The following is a 13,190-nucleotide window of genomic DNA, read 5'->3' as shown; positions in this document are numbered from 1 at the left end:
ACGATCGGAAAGGACCTCATCGTGAGCTACTGGACCTACCTGGAGATCGACACCGGCGGCCCGGAAGAGACCTGGCCAGACGTCGTAGAGATCGGGAACTACACATCCAACGTCGCCGGGATGTGGATCAAAGCCCTCAACGGGACCGGCCTCTACGAGTTCCACCACGCCCCGTGCACTGAAGCCGCTGGGCCGCTCGCCGAAGCGGTCAAGCGGATGGAAGCCGACCCGGACGCCTACCGGGCGATGAACCCGCCGAACGGGTGGGGCAACTACGAGGGCGCTTTGGACTACCTCCGCAGGCTCGCTGAGGCGTGCGCTTCGCATCCGAAGTGCCGCATCCGCATCAGTTGCTAGCTCTGGCCTCGCCCGCCCGGTGTCTTATCGGGCGGGCCCCCAAGATCAACGAATCGGAGCACCGATGATCAGCCCTTTCGGGCACCAGCACCGATGGACCCCGATCCGAGTAACCCGGCCCAAGCGGGCCTTCACCGTCGCCGAAGGTCACACCTTGGTCTTGCGGCGTTGCCGATGCGGCGACTACGACACCGTCGCCCTGACCGGGATTTGGCCCGCAGACGCGTTCCGGCCAGCCGCCGGACAGGTCGGGTTGCAGGACATCCTGATGTTCGTCCTGATCGGCATCTCGATCACGGACAACCTGCTAAGGGACCGCCCTGTCGTCGCCGCGCTGTGGGCCGCGGTAGGCGCTGTGGGAGCTTTCATGCTCACGTGGAGAGCCCGCCGCAAGTCGAACCCCCCGGCCGAGGAGGCGACGTCCCAGGAGACGTCGGGCGAGCGCGTCGAGCAGGGCAGCGAGGTGACCCGCTGATGGTTGGCTGGCTCATTCTCCTCGCCTACCTCGCAGGGCTGGTGTACGCGGCCCGCAGGATCTCCTGGTTGTTGCTCAACAGCGACACGCCGGGGAGCAATGACCTGGAAGACCGGGTCATCGCCCGCCTCATGGGGTTCTTGGCCGGGCTGCTTTGGCCTCTGATCGCCGTCGCTGTCCTCGTGACCGGCCGGCTTCCGAAGACCGATCAGGAGATCCGCAACCAACTCCGCGAGCGCGACGCCCGCATCGCGGAGCTTGAGCATGAACTCGGTATCACCGAACGGGGGACCCACCGTGCCTGAGATCCCTCCTGCCGCTGTACGGGCCGCCGCCCACGCGATCGGACAGGAGTACGTGCAGTTGCCGGAGGACGATCCGGAGGCGTTCGCGAAGTCCGTCCTGGAGGCGCTCGCGGTCGCTGCCCTTGAGGCCACTGCCCCGCTCATCGCCGAGCACATCGCCTCCCAGTTCCGTGATCGCGCTGGCCGCTTTGAGGCGGTAGCTCGCAGCATGAAGGGCCCCGGAGGGGAGTCCCTGAACCTCGGCCAGATATGGGATGCGACTCGGCAGGCCATGGAGTTAGAGGACGTCGCCCGCGTCGTGCAGGCCGTGTTCCCGAAGGGAGAAGACCGTGATGCCTGAGCGGAAGCCTCGTGCGGTCCCTGAATCTCGGGAGGGCACCCCCACGGCCTCACATGGAGACCTTCGCCACCGGTACGCCGTGGCAATCCTGAACGACGAGTATTCGCCCGAGGAGATCACCGAGAGGGCGTTCTACGGCGGCAGCGTCTTCACGGCGGTCGACCGCATCCTCGCCGTACGAGACGAAGAAATGGCCGCTCTCCGTCAGCGCGCCGAGCAGGCCGAGGCGGATCGTTTCCGGCTCCAGCGGGACGTGGATTCCGCTGTCGCGACGCAGGAGGAGTGGCGTCGCCTGTGGCAGCGAGCCGACGCCGAGCGGTCCGCCGAGGCGGTGCGTGCCGAGCAGGCCGAGGCCGCCGTCGCACGGGTCCGCAGTCGACACCGCGCGGTGAAGCGAGCTGGCGAGACCATCTGCGACGCCTGCTCCCCGAAGGCCGGAGACGGTCCACGCCGGTACGTCGTGGAACCGTGGCCGTGCGACACCATCCGCGACCTCGACTACCCCGCCACCCCGGAGGCCGACCATGGCTGAGACCCCGCTCACCGCGTCCACCGTGGACGCCTGGAACGCCACCGTCCCCGAGGGAACCCCCGTCCGCTACTGGCCCGGACGCCGCGAAGGCGACGGGCGCTCAGGCCGCACCAGGAGCGCCGCCCGGCTCCTCGGCGGTCACACGCCCGTCGTCTGGGTGACCGGCCATTCGTCGTGCATCGCGCTCACCCACGTCGAGCCCACCACCCCCGAGCAGACCGGAGACCGCGATGCTTAACCGTCTCGCCCGGGTTGTGACTGTCGTCCACCACGCAGCCGCTGTCATATCGGATCCCGGTCACGGCGTGACCGTCACCGTGGTCGCGCGTCCCCGCGTTCCCCGCTGGCTGGTTCTGCGCGTTGCCCGCGCTCAATCGTGGTCGACCGCCTCCAGTGGGAGGCCAGCCGCGCTCGTGATGCGCGAGACGCCCAACGCGCTTACAACCTGGGAGATCACCTGGTTGCCCCAGGGTTCGCCCGCCCTCGACCCCCAGGAGCCGACACCGTGAGCCTGCTCTACACGCACCGCACCGTCGGCGGCATCGTGGGCACCAGGTCAATGAAGCGCGTTCTGCTGGTGTTGCTCACCGACGCCCCCGATCTGAGCGTGCATGCCTTCACCCAAGCCGCCGAGCTGGGCGCGGGCACTGTCTACGTCAACCTGGCGCGCCTCGAACGCGCCGGCTGGGTCAACTACACCCGGGAGGAAAGCGCCGTTGACCGGCCTCCGCGCCGCCTCTACCGGCTCACCCCCGACGGCAGGGCCAACGCCTCAGAACTCCTTGGCCTCCGCCCATCACGGCAGGAGCCGACACCGAGCGGAGACGACCATGCCTGAGCGCATCCAACTTCGTCGTACCGCTGGGTGGCGTAAGCCGCCGGGCGCGGTCGTCGTGTCCCGGCCGTCCCGCTTCGGGAACCCGTTCACGGTCGGGGGCTCCTGCGATGACCCGCTGTACCGGAACGCGGTGATCAATGGCTCGCCCCTCGCCAGACAGGGCGTCGTCGAGGACCGGGCGCACGCCGTCGCCCTCTACGCCTTCTGGCTGATGGCCAAGGTCCCGTACACGCAGGCGGACATCCGCCGCGAACTCGGCGGCCGCGATCTGGCGTGTTGGTGCCCGCTCCCGGAGCCGGGTCAGCCCGACTACTGCCACGCAGCCGTCCTGCTGAAGATCGCCAACGCCGAGGATGCCGACGATGCCTGAGACCTCTCCTGCCGCCACAGGCCCGTCCTCGCATCGCTTCTTCGGCGTACCGCAGGAGTGGGTCCTTGAAGCGGTAGACGCCTGGCACGAGTCCCCGCAGGGGTTGCTCTTGGACGAGGTGTTGGCGTTCGTCCTGTTGAGGGTTGCTCCGCTGATCGCCGAGCAGGCCCGCGCCGAGGAACGAGCGACGATCGCCCCGCGGCGCGAGATCGGTCCGGGCAGCGAAGACCCGCCCCAGCCTGTCCCGAACCGTCGCCGGCGCGGCCCCAAACCCCGCGTGGACTGCCCCGTCTGCGGTCTCACCGTGGTCAAACGAGACGACGGGAAACCGATCCGCCACGACCCGCCGACCAGCGCCCCCAACCCGCGTGACCTAACCTGCGGAGGCGGAACCCACGGCCAGTGCAAAGGCGCCTGCAGGTGCAGGAGGCACACCGATGCTTGAGATCCCGCCCCCGTCTAAGCAACCAGCTCTGCTGTACGTCATCGACGGCGCAACCACGGTGGTCGACCAGACCCTTGACTTCGGAGCGCTGAACGGCCGGCAAAGGGCCATTCTCCGCGCCCTGCTGGCGCATACCGGCCGGGCGCTGGACCGGTACGAAGCCGAGGTCATGGTCGGAGCCTGGGAGAAAGCGCGAGACAGCGATGCGTGATGTGGGCGAAGGTCAGTCCGTGGATGGCTCGTTGCGTGGTCGTCCTTTGGGCTCGGGGTCGGGTGGCCAGTGTTCGGCGACCGCCGCTAGGGCTTGCTCGGGATTCGCTCCCAAGGCGCGCACGGCTGCCCGCAGGTATGCCCCCATGTTCTTACCCTCCGGGAGGTTGGGGTGTGCGGCCTCCACCTCTGGTTCTTCGGCTCTCCATGTTCGGTTTCTGAGCCTGTGCACGTTGGGCATGGAGCCATCCTCGCATGGTGGGTTGCCACCTTTCTACCCCTGTGCTACCTTCGGGGTATCGAAAGGTGGACGTCCACCTTTTAGAAAGGGAGAGAACAAGATGACCGCCACCCTTGAGACCACTGCCAGCGCCGTCCCCGCCGAGCGTCTCAAGGACGGCCACGCCGCCCAGCGGGTCAACGTCTACCGGGACGGCGTCTTCCTCCGGCAGACCGTCTACCCCGGCACCATCGCCCAGGCCAAGGCGTGGGCCACGCTCCAGACGATGCACGACACCCACCCCGACTACCTCGCCACCCTCGGCGCGCTCTGCGGCGAGTAGCACCCAGCCCACGCGTCCCCGGCCCGCCTCCTGGACGGGCCGACACCCCCAACCCCCTGGAGAACCGCGCATGAACCGCATCACTTGGACGAAGGACCGGCACAACACACGCCGTGGCTGTGTCGGCAAACTGGAACTCTTCACGATCGACCCCAGTACGACCCGGTCGGGACCGAAGTACTTCCTCCGCAGCCGGATGGAGTTCTTGACCGTCGACATCGACATGAGCGGTGACGACGACGAGGTGCTCAAGGACAACGCTGAGCGTCTGCTGGTCGCCTACGTCAACGCGCTCGGAGCGGTCTTCCCCGAAGCCTGACGGCCTGTCCTGGCGGATCTCTCCCGGTAGGTCCGCCTCACAGACCACCAGACCCCTCAACCCCCCGGAGAACCGAAATGCAGATGCCTGACGGATGCCGTCTCGCGTACGTCGTCGCCCATGAGGCGTGGTACGGGCAGGTGCTTGGGGTCGTGGATCGCCCGAGGGTCTGGGTCGCCGCCGCTGCCGGTGGCGGGGTCGAGTGGGAGTTCAGCGTCGAGGAGGTCGACTACGGCCACCGGGCGATCCGCGTCGACATCTTCCACGATGCGTTCGACGCATTCAGGCAGATCCCGGAGTTCTTCGCCGCGCTGGCCGAGCAGCGGACGACGACGCTTCCCGAGGTCGTCGCCATCCTCGCCGGCATGGGTGCCGTCGACCAGACCGAGCGTGTCCGCAGCCTCCACTGAGCCGCCTCTCTCCCTTGTGTTGGAACACCAGGGAGAGAACACCAACCCTCTGAACGGAGAACTCGACCGGTGATTAACAACGAAACTGCCACCCGTCTCTGTGAGGCGCTTTACGGCGTCGACGTTGAGGAGGTCCAGTCACGGGCCGCGCGGATCTGGGATCAGTACAAGGCGGAGGAAATTGGTGGACCCGAGTTTGTGGCCGCGATAGAGGCCCTGGAGGCAGAACTGCCGGTGGGGGTGACGATCCGCTTTGCTTAGGTCTCCCGCTCCGCGCAACGTCGTGCTCTGCGCCCCCCAACCCCCTGAACGGAGAACGAGATGAGTAGCGACTGGGCGAACAGCCGCCTCGGTGACACGCACAAGGGCTGCCGGGTGTGCGGGCGCACCGATGTCGGACTAAAGAAAGATGAGACGCTGCGGATGCACGTCCGCGCCGACCGCAAGGGCAGTTCGTTCCTCTTCCCGGACGGCAACCGCTGCCCCGGGGCTGGTTACCCGCCGAAGGGCACCCTCGGGCGCTACGCGAGAGCCGTTCTCGAAACGCTCCGACCCGACTTCCCGGACCTCGACGGGAAGCCGTACGTCGCTGAGGTCATCGGCGAGGCGATCCAGCAGAACGCCGTGGTCCCGTCGCCGGCTTTCGAGGCCCTGCTCGACGACCTCGGCAACTGGAGGCTCCGAGGGCACCGGGACATCCCGCGCCGGGTGCGCTTGGCCTGTTACCGGTTCACCGAGAGCGACGCCGACCGGGCCAAGGTGCAGCGGATCAACGCGCTCCTTGATGCCCTGCGCTGACTTCAGTCACGGACCCGTCAGGCGGGTCACCACATCCAGCTTTCTCTTCCCGGTGTCGGCTGGGCGTGCTTCGGAAGCGAGAGAAAGCACCAAGACGCAGCCCCCTGAATCGACTCGGAGACAACCATGAAAGCCAAGGACATCAAGCCAGGAGTCGTGTACGCCTACCAGCGCGGACGCGGAGAGTACGCCCCCCTCCAGGCAGTGGTACTGCTCGCCCCCGCCGACGGCGACCACCTTTACCAGACCACGAGCCATCACCGGGCGGCAGGAAGCCCGCTGTTCGCGAAGGTCCGATCCGGGGCCAAGCCGAAGCGTGGCCAGGGATGGAGCGCCCCGGACGTCGGCTACCCCGTCGTCATCGGGCCGGCCGAAGCCCTTGAAGGTGCCACTTTGGAGGGCTTCGAGGCCACGACCTCGCACTACTACAACGCAGAGCTGGGCGCCGAGTTCAAGGTCCTCACGTCGCTGACGGGCGTCGTGGGCCTGTACGAAGATGCCCTCGCCGAGCAGAAGCAGCGCCAGGAAGAGGCGCGTCAGCAATGGGACCGCGAGGAGCGGGCGCGTGAGGCAGCACAGCGGCGAGCACGGGCCCTAACAGCAGCTCTGCGCAAGGTCGGGGTCGACGCGACCCCTGACAATCCGAACAACCCGGCCGCTCTCGTCATCACGCTTGACGAGGTCGACAAGCTTCTCGCTCTGCTTCCCGTCTCCGAGGAGGACTGACCCATGCCGGAGATCCGCGAGTACGCCTGCTGTTGGACCGACTGGGACACGGGCAGCGACGAGAAGACCCGTGTCCGCTACGACATCGCAGGTAGCGGCGACGAAGGGCTGAGGGCCGCCCTGAATATCGCTCGGCAGACGAGGGCGTGGCAGCCCCACCAGGGGTTGCCCGCCGACGCGGACGTGGTCTACCGGTCCATCGGCGATTGGCAGCCCATGGTGGTCGCGCCGCAGGTGCTCGATGCAGAGGCCTGAGCCGATGTCGCGTCTGACTGTCCAGTTCACCGACAGCGAGTGCGCCTCCAATGACGGGCTCGCCGGCCCGGTCTGCCCGCGCGAGCCCGCCATCCGGGTGTTGTGCGGTTGCGTCCATGAGCATCTGGCGGAGGTGTCGGTCTGCCAGTACCACGTCGAACGCCTCGCGAAGGGCGGCCTGGCCTGCCGCTGGTGCGGGGACGCGGACGGCCACGACTGTGAGATGCATCTGATCAGGGAGGTAGTCGATGCCTGACCCCACTCGTGTCCTGGTCGCTGGGGACTGGCATGGTCGTACATCTTGGGCGTTCTCCGTGCTGCGTCGCCTCCCCGAGTTGCTGCCCGGGGGGTCAACCAGGATCGTGCTGCATCTCGGCGACTTCGGCGTATGGCCCGGCGGGGACCACTACCTGAACGCCGTTGACCGGTACCTGGAGGAGGCCGGGGCGGTGCTGTGGTTCGTGGATGGAAACCACGAAGACTTCAGCCAGCTCAACCGGATACCGCTCTACGACGGCATGGGCGCGGTGACGGACCGGATCTGGCACCTCCCGCGGGGATACCGGTGGAAGTGGCACGACCGGACATGGCTAGCCCTCGGTGGCGCCGTTTCGGTGGACCGTGCGTTACGAGCGCCGGGGGAGACGTGGTGGCCCGACGAGGAGATCACCCAGGGACAGGCCCGCCGGGCAGCCGACGACGGCCACGCCGACGTCATGGTGTGCCACGACGCCCCTAGCTGGGTCCCCCTGAACCTGCCGGCCCCGCCGTCGCTGTGGGCGCCCGAGGACCTGAGGCGCGCCAACAAGCACCGTGGGCGTCTCCAGGACGTGGTGGACGAGGTGCAGCCGTCTCATCTGCTGCACGGCCACTACCACCTGGCCCACCGAACAGACGTGGACATGCACTACGGAACGTGCCACGTCACCGGACTGGACTGCGACGGCAGTGCCCACAACTACGACGTCCTGAACGTCCAGACGATGCAGTGGGAAGGGGCCCGCCGTGCGTGACGACCGATCCAAAGTCATCGACGAGATGACCCCGGAGGAGAAGATCCTTGCCCTGGAGTACTTCCAAGGCAGCGACCCCGAAGGGTTCGACGAGGCTGCCCGCGAGGCCCGTATGCGGTACGAGCGGGCTGGCGGCTACCGGTCTTCCGGACCCGCCGTGGGTGAGGCCCGAGACGACCTTCGCCAGCGGTACGCCGAAGCGCTTGCCGAGAAGTTCACCGAGTCGACTCACCGCTACGACCGGAAGACGGACACCGAGACGGTGGAAGGCGCGACCCCGGCTGAACGCGTCAACCGGCAGATGCGGGTTAGCTTCGTCGCGGGCGACGGGTACCGGTCGTTCACGGGGGTTACCTGCCTGGAAGCGGCCGAGGTGTGCGCGGCCGTAGGAGACGGCGAGCTGGCTACCTTGCGCGAGGCGTTCGATGTGGTGATGGCGCAGTACCGCGCCTACAAGGAAGAAGCCGCACCGGTCTTCGCCGCTGTGGGTCGTGTGCGGAAGCTGCATTTCAGGTACCGGGGCCCATCGGACTTCGACTCGTGTGCCGCGTGCAACGGCGCCTATGAGGTGCCTTGGCCGTGCGACACGATCAAGGCGTTGGACGGCGACTTGCCGGAGCCGGGACGGCGGACGGGGGACGAGCGCCGTGGCTAAGAAGACCGCTCAGTGCACCTGCCCTGCCGATAGCAAGCTGGTGTTCCTCGGGCATCTGCGCGACTGCCCGGAGGTCGCTGACACCGCCGAGCTGCTTGCTCCGCGGGAAGACGAACTGCGTCGTGGTTACGCCCAGATGACCGTGGATGCTTGGCGCCACTACGCCCAACATTGGCGAGACCGGGCGAGGAACGCCGAGGCCGCTGTCGCCCGCATGGATGCCCTTCACCAGCCTCACAGGGCGCAGCAGCATGTCCGCTGCCCCGAGCACAAACCGGGCCGGTACTGGGTCGCTCCGGTGGACTGCCCGATGTGCGCGGTCCGCCCGGTGTGGAACTGCACCCACATCACCTGCTGCTACTGGCCCTGCGCCATCCACCTCGCCCTGTATGACGAGACCGAGGACACCTGCGCCCACCACCCGGAAGAGGCTTCAGGAAGCGGGCCGCGGTGAACGACGCCGAGCGCTGGCGAGACCGCGCCCTACGAGCAGAAGCCACCGTCGCCCGCGTGGACGCCGCGCACCAGCCGAGGCAGGCCACCTGGTACCGCCGCTGCCCCGCCCACTTAGGCCAAGTGCCGTGGGAGGTCATGGACGCCTGCCCGGACTGCGTGAAGACGTACGACGTCGAGTGCTCCAGCTTCCACTGCCTCGGGTGGCCGTGCCACGTCCATACCCTGTTGTGGGGCGAGACCGAGGACACCTGCGTCCACCGCGCCGGCGACCCTGCGGAACGCACGTGACCTGCTACCCGATCACGGCCAACTTCTCGCACTGGTGGCTAACGACCCGCCAGTCATGGAACCGGCTCCACGCCGTCCCCGGTGACGCCCTGACCTCCGACCAACTCCATGAGGCGATCGACTCCGGCGACCCGCTGCTCCGCGACACCGCCTGCGGCCGGGAGTACAGCCTCGCGTACCCGGGATTGGGTTCCCGGTTCGGGATGCCCCGATGCGTGAAGTGCTGTACCAAGCTAGGGATCCCCACGGGGGAGGGTTCACCGGTCAACGAGGCAGCGGCCACCAGGACCCACCATGTTCCGTGAAGGAGGAGGCTTGCGAATGAGATGGTTTCACCGGCACCGCATGGAAGCTGTGGACGTCTCCTACGGAGAACGCGCCATCGGTGGCTTGGTCACGGTGGTGCTCCGCCGCTGCCGGTGCGGTCGCCACGACACGGAGATGCTTGACGGGCACTGGCCGGCGAAGCGGTTCCTGACGGCATCCGCACAGGAGGACTAGTGAGCACCGACATCGACGCCCTGGTGACCCGTTTCGTCCTGAACCAGTACCGCGAGGAGGGCACCAACGAGCACCTGAAGGCGTGCCCGGACATCACCACCGAGAACGCCGAAGGCAGCGACGGCTCGTACGGCTGTGACACGGGTTGCGACTACGTCCAATTCGAAGCCACGATCACCTGTCCACACGGCGAGCGGGACGGCTTCGAGTGGGGCGACTTCGGCGACATGGCGAGCATCCTTGAGAGGCTTGAAGCTGAGGTGGGCGGGGAGTCGACCCCGTGAGCAAGCTGTGGCTCGTAGACATCGACGGCACCCTCGCCCTCCGCGGTGACCGCGGCCCCTACGACTGGGACCGGGTAGGGGAGGACCTGCCGAACCCACCCGTCGTCGCCGTGGTCCAAGCACTCCTACAGGCCGGCCACAAGGTGGCTTACCTGTCCGGGCGTAAAGAGCAGTGCCGGTATCAGACCGAGGTGTGGCTATGCGCCAACGTCGGCTACTGGGACGACTGCGAAGGCCTGTGGATGCGCGACGACCACGACAACCGGTCAGACGTCCAGGTGAAACGCGGCATCTACCGCAAGCACTTCGCGCACCTCGACGTGTTCGGCGTCCTCGACGACCGTGCCGGCGTAGTCGCAATGTGGCGTTCTCTTGGCCTGACCGTGCTCCAAGTCGCCGAAGGCGACTTCTAGGCTGGTCGCCCCTCAGTCCGGGAGGTGACATGACCAGACGCGACAAAGCCATCTACCTGGTTCTGCTGGCCGGTGTGCTCATCGGAGTGCCCGGCATCCCCGCAGGTGCTGTCGTGGCGTTCATGAACGGTCGCGACGCGTTGGGGGGGCTGCTGCTCGTCGCCCTGGTTAACCTGTGTACCGCGTTCGTTTGCTGGGAAGCCAAGCGCCGGCGGATGCTCGGCAGGCCCTTCCTGTTGTACGGCCGCAAGAAGAGTCTCTCTCGCCTGTTCGAGGCCACATCACCGGCACCGGATGGCGCGGACGCGTTCGAAGCCTTGGTGGATGAGAAGACACTCGCTCTCATCGCGGTGCTGACGTCCCTCGGGCCCGAAGAAGACTCCAAGCCGGACCCCGAACTGGTCAGGGTGTTACTAGAAGGATTCATCACCCGGGACATGATTACGGACGCGGCTGCGCTCGCCGAGTTCAGGGCCGGAGCCGCCGTGATCGCATACCTGACAGGGGTCCTCGCGAGAGAACGCGGCGAGTCGGTCCAGGCGACGTGGCAGCGGGAAGCCATGCACCTCAGTACGTTGATCAGCAGCAGGAGTGCATCGTGAGCCCAGACACAGGCGCCGTGATTGAGTTCCTGAAGACCCGGTTCGAGGACACGCGAGAGCACGCGAACGCATTACGTGCTGCGGCTGCGGACCTTCCCGAAGGCACCGCGCTTCTCCTGAGCGAAGTCGCTGACCGGCTCGAACGTGACATCGAAGCGCACCAGAAGATCCTCCGCCGCTACGCCCGCGCCGTTGCCACAGAGGCACCCTCGGGCGACCCCGAGTTCGCCAAGTGGATAGCCCTGAAAGCTCTCGGCGAAGTCTCCGCGCTGGAGGATGCGCTCATCGCCCTGGCTAAGGCACACCGGGAGCAGCCTGGGTACGCCGAAGCCATGGGGGAGAGCACGTGAACACCCTGAACGCTGTGACGCTCCTCGTGCTCTCGCTCTGCATCCCGCTCGGGATCTACATCGCGAGGCGCCTCCGTGCGAACGACCGCCTCATCGACGTCGTGGAAGCTCAGCAACGAAGAGAAACGGCACACCACGCCTTGGGAGCCGCCTACCGCACCGAGGCAGACCCGGCAGCGGCGAAGGCAGCGGTCGCCGAGGCACAGGAAGCGGTCCGCAAGGCTGAGGCACGCCTCCCGGTCGGCCGATGGACCCGGGAGTACTTCGCCAGCAAGGAGGCAAGTTGAGCGCCGACATAGACCCCTGCGACGGCTTCATCCCTTGGGGACTGTCGAGTCCTTCCCGGTTGTCGATCCCGATGCCGCTGCGCGTCGTCTCCTCAGTGGGTCGGCCGGTCGCAGGCGTAGTCACCGGAGATGAAACTCCGGCCCTAATCGCCTATGAGACGCGGGATCTGTACCCGGTGCATGTCGCTCGTTCAATGGCCGTGTACGAGATGAGGGACGGCGTGTACAGCGTCATGCGGAACGGCTCGGAATGGGGGCAACCGTTCGAGACGGTAGACCTCGATCTGGCCGTGCTGGTGTGTGATCGGTGGGCGGCAGAGTTCAGCTCAAGCTCGTAGATCGTTGGCGGGATCAGGAGTAGAACGCGAACGGTGGAGGGGGTGGGGACTTCACAACAGCCCGGAACGCCCAGTGCCCTGCGGGGTTGTCTGCTTGAGTGGCGAGTCGGCCACACGGACACGTCCAGGCCTCAACCTCGTCGACTGGAGCTGGTGGCCAGAAGCGAAACTCGATCTCCTTGACCGTGGGAGTCGTCTTCTCGTCGGGCCACTGCTCGATGTGAAACTGGTAGAGAGTGTTTGCGCGCAGCACAGGTGGGACCCCGGTAATCGGTGTGCAAGTGTTGCCAGCTATGCCGATGACTTGGACTCGGTAGTCTCTCCCGACCGAGATGGACCCGAATAGGCCGAACTGTTGCGTCACCTCGCTGGTCATCAGCCCGGTGACAATCTCTCCTGGGTGTGACGGAGCGAGATCACGGTGGTACTGCTCCCGCTCGTCACGCCGGCGATCGGCCTCGATGTCGGTCAGCCTTGCCGCCGCTTTGGCTGACACCTCCGACGCCGCGGCAGACTGCTGTGCGGCCCCTGCGGACGTCTCCGCTGCGTCGCGTGACTGTTCCGCCGCCTTCCGGGATCTCCGATTCTCCCACCAGGCGGCCAGCGAGATAAGGGCAGCGACGGAGGCGATGACGAAGCTCGGGCCATCGAAGTCGTAGTTCACAACCAGTGGGGACGTTCCAGGGCGATGCAGGGTTGACGAGCCCACACTTCCGGGAGAATGTGCAGGCGATGATCTCCTCCCCGCCCAAGCTCCCTGTTGATGTCCTGCGCCTTCCCAGCGGTGACGTCCTTCTGCTGCCTGCGATGTGGCCGGTACGTCTCACCCCTGAGCAGCGGGTCCAGTTCGCCCGGGTGCTTCTCGGTGAGGAATGCGGAGACGGCGCAGGTTGCTGAACCGGTCAGAATGAGACTCGGGGGAAGCGCGGGGCGGAAGGGGCAGCGATGCTGACACGACATCCGGCGCACTAACCCCCCGCACACGGCTGCGGCTCCCTGCCGCGAAACAAGGGAGCCGCCCACAGCCGTCACACACCCCGAGAACGGGCCTGCCCGAAAT

Annotated in this window: 28 protein-coding genes; 27 read left to right on the top strand and 1 reads right to left on the bottom strand. The window is 66.9% G+C overall.

From position 1 onward, the window contains the following. The first annotated feature begins 21 nt into the window (after nucleotides 1-21). From PYR91_RS05190 to PYR91_RS05060, 27 genes are all read left to right on the top strand, one after another. The gene (locus tag PYR91_RS05190; RefSeq protein ID WP_279777816.1) at nucleotides 22-357 is read left to right on the top strand and encodes a hypothetical protein; all 336 of its coding nucleotides are present in this window, start codon (nucleotides 22-24) and stop codon (nucleotides 355-357) included. Between the two features lie 64 nt (nucleotides 358-421). Next, the gene (locus tag PYR91_RS05185; protein WP_279777815.1) at nucleotides 422-832 is read left to right on the top strand and encodes a hypothetical protein; all 411 of its coding nucleotides are present in this window, start codon (nucleotides 422-424) and stop codon (nucleotides 830-832) included. Beyond that, nucleotides 832-1,137, top strand: a complete 306-nt coding sequence (locus PYR91_RS05180) for a hypothetical protein (RefSeq protein WP_279777814.1) — start codon at nucleotides 832-834, stop codon at nucleotides 1,135-1,137. The genes PYR91_RS05185 and PYR91_RS05180 overlap by 1 nt, the downstream gene beginning before the upstream one ends. After that, nucleotides 1,130-1,477, top strand: coding sequence for a hypothetical protein (locus PYR91_RS05175; RefSeq protein ID WP_279777813.1), 348 nt, complete (start codon nucleotides 1,130-1,132; stop codon nucleotides 1,475-1,477). Before PYR91_RS05180 ends, PYR91_RS05175 begins: the two co-directional genes overlap by 8 nt. A gap of 79 nt (nucleotides 1,478-1,556) precedes the next feature. Next, a complete protein-coding gene (locus PYR91_RS05170) occupies nucleotides 1,557-2,009 on the top strand; it encodes a hypothetical protein (RefSeq protein WP_279777812.1) in 453 nt (150 codons plus the stop codon). After that, complete coding sequence (locus PYR91_RS05165; protein WP_279777810.1) at nucleotides 2,002-2,247, top strand: hypothetical protein; 246 nt, start codon at nucleotides 2,002-2,004, stop codon at nucleotides 2,245-2,247. Before PYR91_RS05170 ends, PYR91_RS05165 begins: the two co-directional genes overlap by 8 nt. 267 nt (nucleotides 2,248-2,514) lie before the next feature. Beyond that, nucleotides 2,515-2,847, top strand: coding sequence for a helix-turn-helix transcriptional regulator (locus tag PYR91_RS05160; RefSeq protein WP_279777808.1), 333 nt, complete (start codon nucleotides 2,515-2,517; stop codon nucleotides 2,845-2,847). Next, nucleotides 2,840-3,217, top strand: coding sequence for a DUF4326 domain-containing protein (locus PYR91_RS05155; RefSeq protein WP_279777807.1), 378 nt, complete (start codon nucleotides 2,840-2,842; stop codon nucleotides 3,215-3,217). Before PYR91_RS05160 ends, PYR91_RS05155 begins: the two co-directional genes overlap by 8 nt. 437 nt (nucleotides 3,218-3,654) lie before the next feature. Further along, the gene (locus PYR91_RS05150) at nucleotides 3,655-3,873 is read left to right on the top strand and encodes a hypothetical protein (RefSeq protein WP_279777806.1); all 219 of its coding nucleotides are present in this window, start codon (nucleotides 3,655-3,657) and stop codon (nucleotides 3,871-3,873) included. Nucleotides 3,874-4,213: 340 nt separating this feature from the next. Beyond that, nucleotides 4,214-4,435, top strand: a complete 222-nt coding sequence (locus PYR91_RS05145; RefSeq protein WP_279777805.1) for a hypothetical protein — start codon at nucleotides 4,214-4,216, stop codon at nucleotides 4,433-4,435. A 70-nt stretch (nucleotides 4,436-4,505) separates the two neighbouring features. Further along, on the top strand, nucleotides 4,506-4,754 hold the full coding sequence (locus PYR91_RS05140; protein ID WP_279777804.1) for a hypothetical protein: 249 nt from the start codon (nucleotides 4,506-4,508) through the stop codon (nucleotides 4,752-4,754). Nucleotides 4,755-4,831: 77 nt separating this feature from the next. After that, nucleotides 4,832-5,164: a hypothetical protein gene (locus PYR91_RS05135; RefSeq protein WP_279777802.1), complete on the top strand. Its 333-nt coding sequence runs from the start codon at nucleotides 4,832-4,834 to the stop codon at nucleotides 5,162-5,164. A 69-nt stretch (nucleotides 5,165-5,233) separates the two neighbouring features. Further along, nucleotides 5,234-5,425 carry a hypothetical protein gene (locus PYR91_RS05130; protein ID WP_279777800.1) on the top strand — a complete coding sequence of 64 codons (192 nt, stop codon included), beginning with the start codon at nucleotides 5,234-5,236 and terminating at the stop codon, nucleotides 5,423-5,425. 60 nt (nucleotides 5,426-5,485) lie between these two features. Continuing rightward, nucleotides 5,486-5,962 (top strand): hypothetical protein, encoded by a 477-nt coding sequence (locus tag PYR91_RS05125; protein ID WP_279777798.1) that lies wholly within the window; start codon nucleotides 5,486-5,488, stop codon nucleotides 5,960-5,962. Between the two features lie 126 nt (nucleotides 5,963-6,088). Then, the gene (locus PYR91_RS05120) at nucleotides 6,089-6,688 is read left to right on the top strand and encodes a hypothetical protein (RefSeq protein ID WP_279777796.1); all 600 of its coding nucleotides are present in this window, start codon (nucleotides 6,089-6,091) and stop codon (nucleotides 6,686-6,688) included. Between the two features lie 3 nt (nucleotides 6,689-6,691). Beyond that, on the top strand, nucleotides 6,692-6,943 hold the full coding sequence (locus PYR91_RS05115) for a hypothetical protein (protein ID WP_279777794.1): 252 nt from the start codon (nucleotides 6,692-6,694) through the stop codon (nucleotides 6,941-6,943). A 4-nt stretch (nucleotides 6,944-6,947) separates the two neighbouring features. Beyond that, entirely contained in the window at nucleotides 6,948-7,199 is a 252-nt protein-coding gene (locus tag PYR91_RS05110; protein WP_279777792.1) for a hypothetical protein, read from the top strand. Next, nucleotides 7,192-7,956: a hypothetical protein gene (locus tag PYR91_RS05105; RefSeq protein WP_279777790.1), complete on the top strand. Its 765-nt coding sequence runs from the start codon at nucleotides 7,192-7,194 to the stop codon at nucleotides 7,954-7,956. Before PYR91_RS05110 ends, PYR91_RS05105 begins: the two co-directional genes overlap by 8 nt. Next, nucleotides 7,949-8,611 (top strand): hypothetical protein, encoded by a 663-nt coding sequence (locus PYR91_RS05100; protein WP_279777772.1) that lies wholly within the window; start codon nucleotides 7,949-7,951, stop codon nucleotides 8,609-8,611. The genes PYR91_RS05105 and PYR91_RS05100 overlap by 8 nt, the downstream gene beginning before the upstream one ends. Continuing rightward, nucleotides 8,604-9,065 carry a hypothetical protein gene (locus PYR91_RS05095; protein ID WP_279777770.1) on the top strand — a complete coding sequence of 154 codons (462 nt, stop codon included), beginning with the start codon at nucleotides 8,604-8,606 and terminating at the stop codon, nucleotides 9,063-9,065. The genes PYR91_RS05100 and PYR91_RS05095 overlap by 8 nt, the downstream gene beginning before the upstream one ends. Then, complete coding sequence (locus tag PYR91_RS05090) at nucleotides 9,062-9,355, top strand: hypothetical protein (protein WP_279777769.1); 294 nt, start codon at nucleotides 9,062-9,064, stop codon at nucleotides 9,353-9,355. The genes PYR91_RS05095 and PYR91_RS05090 overlap by 4 nt, the downstream gene beginning before the upstream one ends. Before the next feature lie 500 nt (nucleotides 9,356-9,855). After that, nucleotides 9,856-10,140: a hypothetical protein gene (locus tag PYR91_RS05085; RefSeq protein ID WP_279777768.1), complete on the top strand. Its 285-nt coding sequence runs from the start codon at nucleotides 9,856-9,858 to the stop codon at nucleotides 10,138-10,140. Continuing rightward, nucleotides 10,137-10,553, top strand: coding sequence for a hypothetical protein (locus PYR91_RS05080; RefSeq protein ID WP_279777767.1), 417 nt, complete (start codon nucleotides 10,137-10,139; stop codon nucleotides 10,551-10,553). Before PYR91_RS05085 ends, PYR91_RS05080 begins: the two co-directional genes overlap by 4 nt. 29 nt (nucleotides 10,554-10,582) lie before the next feature. After that, nucleotides 10,583-11,155 carry a hypothetical protein gene (locus PYR91_RS05075; RefSeq protein WP_279777765.1) on the top strand — a complete coding sequence of 191 codons (573 nt, stop codon included), beginning with the start codon at nucleotides 10,583-10,585 and terminating at the stop codon, nucleotides 11,153-11,155. Next, nucleotides 11,152-11,505 carry a hypothetical protein gene (locus PYR91_RS05070; protein ID WP_279777763.1) on the top strand — a complete coding sequence of 118 codons (354 nt, stop codon included), beginning with the start codon at nucleotides 11,152-11,154 and terminating at the stop codon, nucleotides 11,503-11,505. The genes PYR91_RS05075 and PYR91_RS05070 overlap by 4 nt, the downstream gene beginning before the upstream one ends. Beyond that, nucleotides 11,502-11,792, top strand: coding sequence for a hypothetical protein (locus PYR91_RS05065; RefSeq protein ID WP_279777761.1), 291 nt, complete (start codon nucleotides 11,502-11,504; stop codon nucleotides 11,790-11,792). Before PYR91_RS05070 ends, PYR91_RS05065 begins: the two co-directional genes overlap by 4 nt. After that, on the top strand, nucleotides 11,789-12,130 hold the full coding sequence (locus PYR91_RS05060; protein ID WP_279777760.1) for a hypothetical protein: 342 nt from the start codon (nucleotides 11,789-11,791) through the stop codon (nucleotides 12,128-12,130). Before PYR91_RS05065 ends, PYR91_RS05060 begins: the two co-directional genes overlap by 4 nt. 13 nt (nucleotides 12,131-12,143) lie before the next feature. Here PYR91_RS05060 and PYR91_RS05055 read toward each other — a convergent pair whose 3' ends face one another. Then, nucleotides 12,144-12,794: a hypothetical protein gene (locus tag PYR91_RS05055; RefSeq protein ID WP_279777758.1), complete on the bottom strand. Its 651-nt coding sequence runs from the start codon at nucleotides 12,792-12,794 to the stop codon at nucleotides 12,144-12,146. Between the last annotated feature and the right edge of the window lie 396 nt (nucleotides 12,795-13,190).

This window comes from Sphaerisporangium sp. TRM90804 (assembly GCF_029846175.1).
Lineage (GTDB): Bacteria > Actinomycetota > Actinomycetes > Streptosporangiales > Streptosporangiaceae > Sphaerisporangium.
The sequence above is the reverse complement of the archived record's forward strand: the minus strand, read 5'-3'. Positions and strand labels throughout refer to the sequence as shown.